The organism is Geomonas sp. RF6, from assembly GCF_021044625.1.
Classification (GTDB): Bacteria; Desulfobacterota; Desulfuromonadia; order Geobacterales; family Geobacteraceae; genus RF6.
In genome coordinates, this window is record NZ_CP087999.1 from 2282512 (window position 1) to 2295532 (window position 13021).

At 53.3% G+C, this 13021-nt stretch carries 4 protein-coding genes; all 4 read left to right on the forward strand.

The features are described 5' to 3' along the window. The first annotated feature begins 23 nt into the window (after positions 1-23). The 4 genes from LPW11_RS09840 (at position 24) to LPW11_RS09855 (ending at position 12988) form a co-directional block, all read left to right on the forward strand. On the forward strand, positions 24-6422 hold the full coding sequence (locus LPW11_RS09840) for a dsDNA nuclease domain-containing protein (protein ID WP_230997946.1): 6399 nt from the start codon (positions 24-26) through the stop codon (positions 6420-6422). 56 nt (positions 6423-6478) lie between these two features. After that, positions 6479-8368 (forward strand): DUF4209 domain-containing protein, encoded by a 1890-nt coding sequence (locus LPW11_RS09845; protein WP_442899811.1) that lies wholly within the window; start codon positions 6479-6481, stop codon positions 8366-8368. 532 nt (positions 8369-8900) lie between these two features. Continuing rightward, a complete protein-coding gene (locus tag LPW11_RS09850; RefSeq protein WP_230997948.1) occupies positions 8901-11114 on the forward strand; it encodes an ATP-dependent nuclease in 2214 nt (737 codons plus the stop codon). Then, positions 11111-12988, forward strand: coding sequence for a UvrD-helicase domain-containing protein (locus LPW11_RS09855; protein WP_230997949.1), 1878 nt, complete (start codon positions 11111-11113; stop codon positions 12986-12988). Before LPW11_RS09850 ends, LPW11_RS09855 begins: the two co-directional genes overlap by 4 nt. The last annotated feature ends 33 nt before the right edge of the window (positions 12989-13021 follow it).

Genomic DNA, 13021 nt, shown 5'->3' on the forward strand with positions numbered 1-13021 from the left:
CGTAACACTAGGAGTGGTGCTAAATGGCAGGCGCTGACGCCCAAGCTGGCTTCTATTATCAAAACATCGTTGCTGCACTTTATGTGCTTGATCTACTTGGTTTTGGTACCCGGCTTCGATCAATAACGCTGGAGAATCAGCAGCGGGCGAAGCATATCGACGACATCATTATCGACCACTGCGAAGGCACGAAATTCATCCAAGTAAAGTGGGCGGAGGACGAAACCTCGTCGTTCACCCTGCACAACTTGGTCTGCAGTGACGATGAGTCAACCTCCCTTGTTGCTAAGCTTGCTCAGGGGTATCGGCAGGTGAAGGCACAACGCTCGGGGATGGAAATAGTATTGTTGTCGACTCGCCGCGCCGGGACGCACCGCCAACCAAGCCAAGGCTTCACCAAAAGCTTGGCTGAGTTCCTGGCCGAGCTACACGCCCCCTTGGTCAAGTCAAAGGATTGTAAGGTTGAAGATCTGCCTCTTTTCGAGGAGTACAAGAATATCCTTGAACTCCTCCGCAAATCCGCAGGGATGCCGAGCCTCGACGAGTTGGTCGAATTTCTGAGGTGCCTCCGGTTCCGCCTGAGCCAGCCGGATAGAGAAACCATGATCGATCGCCTGCATGCTCGCCTCGCACAGCTCGGCATCGAACCCCGGTGTTGCGGCGTTCTTTTGGATCAAATCGTCAGATGGTCTATCATGAGAGCCGAGGTCAGACCTGAAGACGTTAACCTTGTGCTCGGCGTGCAAGACAGGTTCGTGGATCGGATTAGTCATAACTTTCCTGTCAACCGCACCATGTGGGTCTCTACGCCTCATCTTTTCGATAAACTCGATGCGTCGATCGGGACACTAAACAGCGGTTTCGTCCTAGTGGAAGGAGAGCCCGGCAGCGGAAAGTCAACCGCATTAACCACATATCTCTCCTCAAGAACGGATATAGCCTTTGGGTACTTTTGCTTCGTGCCCAACGACCGGAGCCTTGCTAATGACCGATTGGGCGAAGACGCCTTCGTGAGTTCCATTTGCATCGGTCTCAGGAATGCATTCCTGGACGTGGACTTCCCAAAGCCTTATGCCCCTCACTCCATCCAACTTCTCAATGAGTGGCTTCACGCACTGTCAGCCGCTGGGCGGCGCGTAGTTTTCGTCGTAGATGGGGTCGATCATGTGGATCGGAAGAATCGCCAATCCTTGGTTGCCCGACCGTTGACGGCAGTCCTCGATGCCCAGCAGCTCCCACCCAATGTTCTTATCATTCTAAGCTCCAGATATCCCGAAGCATTGCCGCAGGCGCTGATCAACCACGTGAACAGCGATCCAAGCCGCCGAATCTCAATGCCACGGTTTTCTCTCTCCCAGGTTCGTCAGTTCTTTACCCTTCGTGGACTGCCACTGGCCGAGGACTTAATCGAGTCTGTACTCTCAGTCTCGGGAGGAGTGCCGATTTACTTGGAGTACCTGGCTGATCGGTTCAAGGACATGGACCGGTACCAGCAGAAGCAGTACCTAAAGTCGATCCCCTCTTTGCGAAACGACAAGATAGATGTCTTTCACCGGCACCTATGGGACACATGCAGTGGCGAGGAACGGGCGGTATATATCTTGGCGCTTCTGGCGAGACGCGAAGAATTCACTACTCCAGAAATGCTGCGGGCCCTCCTGAAACACATCGGTATTCCAGCCACACTACATGCTGTACATGAAACCCTCGCTCAACTCGGCCACGTGCTCCGACTTTCTGACGCCAAAAGCGTTGCCATCAGACACAGTAGTCTTGCCGAATTCGTCATCGAACAAACCGGTCACCTGCAAACAGAGATCCATCAGACGATGGTGGCATGGTATGAGGATCATCCGGACAGTGATGATGCGTGGCGCAACCGGTTTCGACACCTGTCCGAACATTGTCAGCATAGAGAGATAATCTCTATCTGCGATCAGAATTGGATCAGCCGTGCGTGGCTTAACCATCGCCCCCTCCACGAAATCCACAGAAACCTCGATTTCGCATGGCATGCCGCATCAGTGTGCCGCGATATCACTGAGTTCACTCGGATAGGGTTATTAAAACAGCAACTAGCCTTGGTGTCCTTCAACCTCGACCTTTCCGATCCTGATCTCGCCGCGTTTCTCCTAGATCTGGGACACGCGGACGAAGCGTTGAGAATGATCTGGGATGGGGAAAGACGTCAATGTAGCGCCATCGAATTCGCTACGTTTTACCTCCACTACATCGATTCGGTCGGTCGGACGCTACCTGATTACGTAGCTAAAGCTGGCCTCGGAGATTGTTCCCCCACTGGAGCAGGTCGTGCAGACATTGAGCTTTGGTATCGAGCTGGGTGCCTTATTGCAGATCCTGTGCAGAGCCTGCTAGCTATCGACCGCATGAGATGGCAGAAGCAACATGAGATGGGAGATGTAAGAGATCCATTGGCGGAGGAAGAGAGCAAACTTATCAACCTGGAGATTCAGCTAACAGTTATCCGTGAGCTCGCATTGCAGGGTGCCTTCGATTTCCTGCAATGCGTGATGTCGGAGGAGTCCCTGCACGAAGCTGTTCGAATAGCTGCACGGGCCGGTGCGGGGATGATTCTGGCACGGAATGGTGAGCGTTCCGAGGCGGAGGCAATTCTTGCAGACGTTGACCTGAGTTGCCTGCCAAAAAGCAGCCGGCGAGAGTTCTTCTTGAATCTCGCCGAGCTATGCCTCGACACGTCGGTGACCATCCCGTTAGAAAAGCCTGTGATTCCTGAAGTTCTCCTGGCCTCTATGAAGACAGAATTGAACGAGGCTATCTTCAATCTCTACGACGAGTTACGGTGTTACTTCCTCCTCGAAAAGACAGGGTATGCGTGGCTCGATGTAACGTTGAGAGGTTGGCGCCAGCCTATGAAGGATATAGTGAAAGCCATCGCCCGGCTGGCAGAAATATGGACCAGTGGTATTGGCACTGCAAGATCTGACTCTTCTCTCCTTGCAGTCGTGCAGGACGTCGTGGAACTTCTGGATCTGAATCCTCGGTTTTTCCACAGCCTGGAGATAAGAGGCGAACTTGCCTATAACTCCTACACCAGAAGAGTTCAAGATCTCTTCGATACAGTTTGGTCCTGCGCTGCAGATTTGCTACCTGATGTTGATCTGGTGAGGCTTGGAGGATGGTGGACAACCGCTGCACACGGTAACCGTGCTCTGAAGTACCCGAAGAGTACACGCTCTCTTGCCAGACTGATTCACACAAGAAACCCAGCGGAAGCGAGCAAGATATGCCGGCAGCTTCTTGTTATCGCCGAGCAGAGCGAGCGAAAGGACGAGGAGGTTTCGGCCATTGGACCAGGGCTTCTTGCCTGTGCCTCAGCGTGGGGGCTATGTGGGTTTTGTGAGGAGGCTCAACGGCTATGGCTTGAGCTTCTGAGCGTTGCATGCGGTGTGGGTTGGCGGAAGGACTATCAATTTAACGAAATCCTCACCGCTCTCGCTCTGGCTCATGAGCAGGAGCCGCAGCGGACTCTTGATCGTGTCTCTGACCAATTAGTACTTGCCCATCGGTTGGTTGATGCCACTCGATCCAAGACTGTAGCAATTGCGGTAGAGGAAATAATAAGCTTCTTATGCAAGGTAGACCCGGGATTGGCTCTGGAGGCTCTTTCCCAGGAAGAGAACCTGATTTTTCGGGAACGAGCCCTTGCGGGTGTCATTGATGCGCTTCTAAAACACGGCGCAGTTGATTTGCGCCTGGTGCATGCCCTCGCGACAACCATGGGCTACTGGGAGGACCGCAGCGATTTCGAGGAAAGCAGCCCGGCGATGTTCGCGTTGTACTCCAGTGCTCTTGAGAAGGGTGCTCTCGACAGCGCGAGAGACATTTACGACCATTGGCGCCACGTTCTGCTCGTCGAGAAGCAGGTACCTCATGAGGTTTCAAGATGGGCATCTCTGTGGATTGAGAGGGGAAATGCACCACTCGATGTGGTGAGGGATCACATCGAGTATCTACCGGTGGCCAGAGACGTGACCCATGATGAGCAAGATATTGAGGAAATGGAGCTTTTGGCGGAATTGGAGGATGCAGCGACTATCCCCTCTGCCTTTGAGGCTCGTTTTGATGATGCCTCCGCAACAGTTCTCAGAAAGGAACGACGGAGGGACCTGGAACGAAGCAGTGATGACTTGAAGTTTGCCTACTCTCGCGCTGCTGGCGCTGCTTGGTCCAAAGAAGGCCCAAGAGAATTTGATCTTTGTTTCCAAGACTTCATCGCCCAAGCCATTGAGGTCGACGTTAAAGATAGGACTGCTGCCAGGGCGAACCTGCGCCAGTTGATAGCCCAATTTATTGAAACTCTATCCGAAAGGCTCTCCTCCTCTGTAAGGGCGCCAGCCTTTGAGCAGTTTTTCGATGTAGAGGACTGGCTAGATCGTTTTGTTAGACCCAGCACGCCATACCCTCTTCACCGAGTGCTGGAGAAGCGACTTCCTGAGTGGATTTCCTGTGCGGCTATATGCGACTTAGAAACTTGGGAGGATTTTTGCCTCCGTCGTACCGAAACAGAGACCAAGGCTTCCGCTGTACTCGCTTTGGCAAGAAGGCAGGCTAAAATCAGCCCTACTCGCGCCGCCGACAATCTCATCCAGGCTTGGGAGGGGGGGGCGGGTAATTTCCATGACAATCATCGCCTTGCAAGTAGCATCTGCTCATTGCTCCTGGAGATAGACCTCGCGAGAGGCCTCGACTTCCTTTTCGAGAGCTTCCGCCAACAGTACCAGCAATATCCGACATTAATAGTTCATCGGCTCGACTACCTGGTTGCATTGGCCAAAGAGGTTTTGCCTATCGACGGGGGCGGGCTATATGAAATATGGTCCTCCTACAACCAGACACTAGCTGCTGGGTTGTCACAGAAGCCTGTTGATGTGGCATGGCTCAAGGAGCCGCCGCCTCCCGATTTCAAGGAAGCCTGCCTAAAGTATCTTGTGGGCTTGTTAGCATTCCCGGTGATAGACGTCCGCATGCTCGCTGCAAATACCCTATTTCGGCTGGCAGTGAAAGATACCGAAATAGTCCCGGTTCTAATACAAAAATGGTCGGGGCTCGCCGACTGTCAAAAGGAATATGTTGTGTCGGTGCTGTTTGCTCTCGGCATCAGTGACCCTGAATTAGCTTCAGCATGGACGTCATGGCTTGCAGATGTCGGGCACCAGGAGCAACACCGGTCCATACGGGTTTCTATTAGGGATGCACTGGAGTATGTCCGTTGCGACGGAGTTACGCTTAACCCTGCGACGGTCTCCAAGGCTAAGGCTTTGGTAGACCGCCCACTACTCATCGTTCCGAGGAAACCGGTGCTTGATCGACAGAGAGCAGCAACTGGCTGGGTTCCCCCTGATGTCGTTCGCATGATGCGAGTCGTTGCAAAAGCTGCCCCCAAGGGTGAAGTGGAACGATTGACCGTCTCCATTGTCTCCCAACTACACCCACTGGTGGACGAAGGATATGTCGAGGAGATGGCGGTCCACAGGGCATATAACATCAACAGCAATTTTGACAATATCGAAATCGCCGGCCCATACGGCGAGGCCGTCCGGTCTGCATTGAATCGTAGCGTGCAAATCCTTGTAAATTCACACGAAATAAACGTGCCTGAGCTTCAGCGGGTCGAGGGCGTACTGAGGCTGCGCGATCCTTCAGATGTCCTCGTGCGGCGAGTGCAACGACCCTCGGAACTGACGTGGATCGACGATGCGCTTTCCGATGATGCCTTCATGGCATTTGCCGACCTCGAAGTAGCCACATCTGGGTTTTCGTCGCGGAGCAGGGAATGGGCAACACTGTTCGAGTACACAGAGGACCGGACAGGCGAGCGCTTCGGGAATGCTCCTCAACGGGCGGTCAAGGTACGTATCCATTGCTTCGGTGTACCTCGTGGCGCATCGAATCCAACGATGGAGGAGATCCAATTGCAGATGGCGCGGGGTTGCCTTTCTCCTGCTCATAACCGGTATCGTTTTGAATTGTCACAATCAGTGGTGCCAAGGAGTGGGGGGGGGATCGTACCCCTCGTCGCAATGACCACCAGAGCTTTTCGCGGCCGGCATGCCCCTGATCTTGCCGCGGTTATACCGTCTGTTGCAGAGGGAATCGGACTTGCAGCGGCGCCGGACGACTTCCTCGGATGGTTAGATCGAGATGGAAAGGGTGCCGTCCGGTCGATTGAATGGCAGGATGCCTTTGACCAAGGTCGCAGACGCCATGAACCCATATCGTGCGGGTTTCTCTTGCAGACTCGCAGGGATATTCTACGCGAGATACTCGATCAAGAGGACGTTGAGCTGTGGGCGTTGCTCGTAGTTCAGCGGTCAGTTGATCGGTACAAGCCTGAGTATGAGATGGGCTGGGCAGAGAGTACAAAGCTATTTAAATTATAGCCCGATATCATGTGACAGGCAGATGCAGGTAATGTTTAAGTAGGGAGGAGGGGTCGGTGTGTCATTTCCCTGAGGACGTACAATGTGGCTTGGACGACTTTCGTCGATGCGGATGGAAAGAGATACTTGGGGAGAAGCGTGAAGGTTATCACGCAATGTCGAACGTGTTGTCGGCGGCTGCTCGAAAAGCTATAGAAGAAGGGAGGACCGCTGAAGGTAAGGTGCTCTGGCTACTGGCGGATGCTTGTTCCATGGCACTGAAACCCGCAAGTCTCAATCAGCCATTCGAGCCGACGATAATCCTGCTGGATCGTCGATCATCCGCTCCTGAGGATTTTGCAAAAGAAGATATCGCCTTTTTCGCCACCATTGTAGACGATATCGACCACCCATGGTTACAGGCGCGGATAGCTGATGTGCTTTGGCTCCTCAATGTCCCGCGCAGTCCCAAACATGCCCTGATTGCAATAGATGCATATCGCTCGAGCCCGCTTTCATTGGAGACCCGTCTTGCCGGTACGCTTTCATGCTGGGAGAGGGCCTTGGTATTGGCGAGAATGTTGGGTCCCGGAGCAGCAAATAGGCTGACGGAGCTGGAGGATGAATTCTGCAGTAGTGTCGAAAAAGCCGTCATTGGAGACGGAGTCTTCGCCCTTGACATCGTAGAAGTACTTGATCGGCACCATCTTGGCCGATCCCATTTGATGGTACTGGCCACGAAACTTGAGTCGATGGCAAGAGAAGCTGAATCTGAAGGGCACTACCTTCTGGCGAGAAGGTATTTTGATGCCGCTACAAAGTGGTTCCTGAAGGCAAAGGAGAAACAGAAGGCGGCAGAGCTAATTGCACGTTCCGCCGAAACGTTTGTCCACGAGGCCAATGCACGGCTTAATTCGAGCTCCCCCAGCTACATAGTTGCCGCGAGTTTTTTCGAGGACGCAATCCAGAAATTACGACACATCCCCAGATCCCAGCGCCAACCATTGAAGATCGATGAGCGAATTGCAGAGATCCATGAACTGCTGACAGATGCAGGGGAAAAATCAATTGAAGAAATGCGATCCGTCCCTACACCACCAATCGACATTACTGACGTTACCAGTGCTTCAATGGCCATGGTCCGCGGAAAGGACATCATAGAAGCCTTGAGTGCCCTAGTCAACGGCCCACCCGCAATTACAAAGCAACGGATCCAAGGAGCCGCAAAAGAAGTCCTTAAAAGAAGCTTTCTCCAAAGCTTCTTCGGTGGAACTCAGTTGTCGCGAGATGGGCGGGTAATAGGAAAATCTCCATCCTCGAAATCCGCTGGAAAATCACAAGATGATGCCTTATGGGTGCAGATGGTGAAACACCATGGGCTAGAGATCAATTTCTTGGTTCACGGGTGCATTTGGCCAGCTCTTGAAGCTCTCAGGCTTGAGCACCGCGTTACGGAAGGAGCTTTTATAGCGCTTGCCTCAAACTCACCGATTGTTCCACCAGGGCGAGCAGACCTTTTTGGAAAAGCTCTTTTTGAAGGGTACGATAATGACTTCATTGCCGCGCTGCACTTGCTGGTCCCGCAATTAGAAAACCTGGTGAGATGGCATCTTAAGACCCGCGGTGTTAAAACCACGACTTTGGACGCAGATGGTATCCATACCGAAAATGGCCTCAGCACTCTGGCGTGGCTCCCAGAGATGGAGGAAATCTTTGGCGAAGATTTTACATTTGAGATCAGAGCGCTCTTCTGTGACCCATTCGGCCCGAACCTGCGGAATGAGGTCGCTCATGGTCTATTCGATTCAGGTGCCTGCCAATCGGCGTATTCGGTGTATGCCTGGTGGTTTGCGCTCAAAATCGTCTTAAACATTTTTTTGCACCAGAGAAGAGGAGTTGACGAAGCATCCGAGTGGACTCCGCCCCCTCCTGAGGACTCTCCGGCAGGAGAATCTCCTTCTGGTTGACGACATGTAAGGCCCACGCCCTTGCTCCTTCGACAGCTTCTATTGAAAGCTACCTTGTTCCCGCCTTCTGCCCGTGCGCAAGGTCCCGGCTTCCTATGAATAGCATTCTGCACAATACTCGGCAATGTTTCGAGCGCGCGGTTGCTGGCATGACGGCGTTAGGCACCGTTATCACCGCGGTCGAACTTCGGGTTCACTCTAACCTCCGCCTCCACGGGCTGCACTTGATCTCCCTCCGTCGACGACGTACCGGAGTTGCGGTGATCTGTGGAATCCCTCCAGCCCCCTCTTCAGATACCCCAGCGATCCTCGGTGTCGCTTCAGGGTCGCCTTCGGTGCATAGTGACAGATTTTATGTTACGCCAAGCTCCACTAAGGTTCAGTGGGCGTCAGTCTCTTGACAGCTAACTCAATAAGATTTATGTTGCTAAGTCCTTCTAACTGTTGTTGGCTTGCCGGGGATAGTTGGCAACGTGCCACCAGCCTTTAGCTGCGGATTTGCTTTTCTAATGTTATATGAGGGGGTGGCGGAATGTATCTTCATACATTGAAAATACGCAATTTTAGACGGCTAAAGGATGTACAGATCGATTTGGCATCCGACATTTCAATTTTCGTCGGAGCTAATAACAGCGGGAAGACGTCGGCATCGCAGGCGGTCTTCCTATTCTGTGGGGGCTCTCGAGAGAAATTTTCGATTTACGAATTCAGCGCGGAATGTTGGACGGCGATTGATGCTTTCGGCAATGAAGCGGAAAACGCCAAGCTGCCTACGATCTCCCTTGATCTGTGGTTTCATGTTGATGCGGCTGATTTACATCGTGTCGTTGACCTCTTACCGAGCCTGCGTTGGGAAGGCTCGCTGGTTGGCTTGCGGATTGAATTCGCGGCGTCAGATGAGGCAGCCCTTCTCACTCGATTTCATGAAGAGCGTGAAAGAGCACGGGCGAATGTGCGGCCGGGCAATAATGGAGAAGACTTCCACCCATCACCGCGCACGCTGTGTGAATATCTAGCTGATCATCTTCGACGCGAGTTCGAGCTGAAATACTACGTGCTTGATCGTGCACAGTTTGATGCCTCTTTTGCTGCGTTGCCGGAGTACGTACCACTCCAGATCTCTCCTGAGAAGGGTCGGGGGGGAAAGGACATTCTCAACTCCCTTTTGAAGGTTGATTTTCTCAGCGCTCAACGCCATCTCTCCGACTTTGCTGGTGGGACTCGTTCCGAGGACCTATCGCGCTGCCTAAGCCGCTTCTACAATCGAAACCTGGAGCAGCGTGGAGACGACTACGATGCATTACGTGCGTTGGCTGATTCTGAGGCCATGCTCAATGACCACTTGGCGCGCGTTTTCGAGCCGACACTCAGTCGCTTGGAGGACCTAGGCTACCCCGGGCTCGCCAACCCCCGACTTGTAATAAAGTCGGCATTGAACCCTGCCACTTTGATGGGTAGCCTAGATGGCGCACGGGTCCATTATGCCTTAGGTGATCCTGAAGACGGTACCGAAGGGGCAACCCTCCCAGATCGTTACAGCGGATTAGGATTCAAAAATCTCATATACATGGTCGTAGAGCTTCTCGACCTTCATGCACAGTGGATGGACATAGAGGAGAACCGACCGCCCCTCCACCTGATCTTTATTGAGGAGCCAGAGGCACATCTTCATGCCCAACTCCAGCAGGTCTTTATCCGTAAGGTGCTCGACATCCTGTCAATCGAAGGCGCTGATGCGATCTATTATCGCAGCCAACTCGCTGTCACGACTCACTCTCCTCATATCCTTTACGAGCGCGGTTTCCGCCCTGTCCGCTACTTCCGTCGCAGCACAACGGCTGCGGGTCAATCTTCTGAGGTGCTGAACCTCTCTGCATTCTATGCCGGCACGGAAAATCCGACTCGTGATTTTCTGGAGCGCTACCTGAAGCTGACCCACTGCGATCTCTTTTTCGCAGACGCGGCGGTCCTTGTTGAAGGCAATGTGGAGCGTCTTCTCCTGCCTCAAATGATTGAAAAAACGGCGCCAAGATTGAAATCGGCATGTCTATGTATTCTTGAAATAGGTGGTGCCTTCGGCCACCTCTTTCGTTCTCTGATCCAATTTCTCGGAATCACCACGCTGATTATTACCGACATCGATAGCGTCACAGGGGGGGCGGCTCCTGCCGCAGGCGCGGATGAAGACCCGCCAGACGATGAAGATGCCCCTGCCGCGGGCAGCGCATGCATGGTTCATGTTGCTGACGCTGTGACCTCAAACCAGACTTTGATCCAATGGCTGCCAGGTCGGACACTCGTTGCCGACCTCCTGGCCGCTACTCAAGAGGAGCGAACCCAGCGTCGAGCAGAAAACGCCGGAGCGCTGGTCCGCGTAACCTACCAGACGCCTGTAGAAGTCGAGTGGAATGGAAACACCGCCATCCTAACGGGCCGAACAATAGAAGAAGCCTTTGCTTTTGAAAACCTTGCTTGGTGCCAGAACCAGGAGCAGAGCGTTCTTAATTTACGCGTCCGAGGGAGGGGGGCTCAAACGCTGGAACTACTCTCTACGCGGCTCCACAAGCGGATTAGGAGCAAGGACTTCAAGAAAACGGACTTTGCCCTTGCGCTGCTTGCGCAAGATCCTGAGGGGTGGACAGTACCAAATTACATCGTTCAGGGGCTACAGTGGCTTCAGGACGAGGTAACTCCTGCTCCGGCACTGGGGGCCCCAGCTCCAGAAGTGGTGGAGGCACAGTTATGACGACTCGGATTACGAATCCTGATACCGAAGCCGATCTACAGCTGCGCGAGTGCCTAGATCAACAGCAGCCCACAAACTTTGTGATGGTGGCTGGGGCGGGCTCTGGCAAGACGACATCTTTGGTCAAGGCACTTGCCCATTTGGCAATGACCAGAGGGCCTGAGCTTCGGCGTCGTGGACAGCAGATTGCGTGCATCACCTATACGGAAGTCGCCGTCGGTGAGATCCAGGGAGACGTCGGAAACGCCGCCTTGTTTCATGTTTCCACGATTCACAGCTTCCTCTGGACGATTGTACAACCCTTCCAAAACGACCTGCGCGAGTGGGTCCTTTCCAGGTTGGGCGAGAAAATCGCTGAAGCCGAGAGGAAACTCGCCAATCCACGTACCCGCGCACATACGCGTGAACAGCTGACCCTCGATGTTGTTCGATATCGGGCACAATGTACCCAAGTCGTCGGCATCAAACGTTTTATCTATGGGACGGGCAGCGACTATTCTAGAGGAGTTTTAGGCCACGACGATATTCTAAAGGTCGGACCATCGCTGATTACAGATCGCCCCTTGTTACGTACCCTTATCGCCTCCCGTTTCCCATACATCTTCGTTGACGAGAGCCAAGATACGAACCCTACCTTTGTCGATGCCCTAAGACTAATTGCTGATATGGGCTTAGAAGGCTTCTGCCTAGGCTTCTTCGGCGATCCCATGCAAAAGATCTACACTGGGGGGGCAGGTCCTATCACCCCCGGAGAAGGATGGGTCCAAATCACAAAACCTGAGAACTTTCGTTGTCCCTTGAGCGTCCTCCGTGTGATTAATCGAGTTCGGGCAGAGGATGATGGCCTCCAACAGGTTCGAGGGCGAACGATTGTGTGTGATGGGGTTGTGGAACCCGTTGAAGGGTCAGCACGACTATTCATCGTACAGGCTGACGCTCGCCGAGCCGAACGTCTCACAGAAGTTCGCCGGTGGCTTTCGCGCGCAAACGATGATGTTCTGTGGGAAAACGACGAGGAGGATGGAGATGTGCGCGTGCTTGTCCTCGTTCATCGTGTGGCGGCTCACCGGCTCGGCTTTGCTGACATCTATGCTGCCCTAAATGATAATGGCCAGACGAGCTTGAAAGCAGGTTTGGTGGATGGTACGGCATGGATAATTCGACCGTTCATGACTTATCTTCTCCCCCTGGTCGTCGCCGCTCAATCCGGAGCCGATTTCGAGGTTATCGCTGCCTTGCGTAGCAAGTGCCCGCTCCTCACACAGGAGCGCTTGGCAGGCCAAAACTCACCGGCTGTCCTCGCAAGGCTGCAACTGGACGTGGATCGCCTGGTTGCAATGTTCGCTGATGAGGGAACCTCCATCCGCGCTGTACTCGAATTAGTTCGTGACAGGGAGATTCTCGGTCTCGACGAGCGTCTATTGGCTTACCTTGAGAGACCATTGGACGAAGTCGATGAAGATGATCCCGAGGACGCGGCTGTTCGAGCTTTCCTTGCAAGTCCTGCACCCCAATTGTGGGGGTATCGTGCCTACGTTGAGAATCAATCTCCTTTTGCCACTCAGCAGGGCATCAAAGGTGCCGAATTTCAACGCGTTCTGGTCCTCCTTGATGATGAGGAGAGCCACTACACCTTGTTCTCGTACGGAAAGTACTTCGGCATTGAGCCCCTTTCAGATAAAGATCAAGAAAACATTCAGGATGGCGTGGATTCGGTGGTAGATAGGACTCGTCGGCTATTTTATGTTTGTTGTTCCAGGGCGGTGCAGGATCTTGCAGTTGTTCTCTTTGTACCCGATGTACGCGCGGCAACGGAGGCTTTAATTGCAAGAGGTTATTTTGAACGAGATGATGTGCACACCTTGGGAGACTAGAGGATGGTAGGACTTTTTTCGAGGGGCTAGATG

What these genes read in the sequence shown, in the direction of transcription:
- LPW11_RS09850 (WP_230997948.1), top strand. Translation starts at nt 8,901, where the DNA reads ATGTATCTTCATACATTGAAAATACGCAATTTTAGACGGCTAAAGGAT.
- LPW11_RS09855 (WP_230997949.1), top strand. Translation starts at nt 11,111, where the DNA reads ATGACGACTCGGATTACGAATCCTGATACCGAAGCCGATCTACAGCTG.
- LPW11_RS09840 (WP_230997946.1), top strand. Translation starts at nt 24, where the DNA reads ATGGCAGGCGCTGACGCCCAAGCTGGCTTCTATTATCAAAACATCGTT.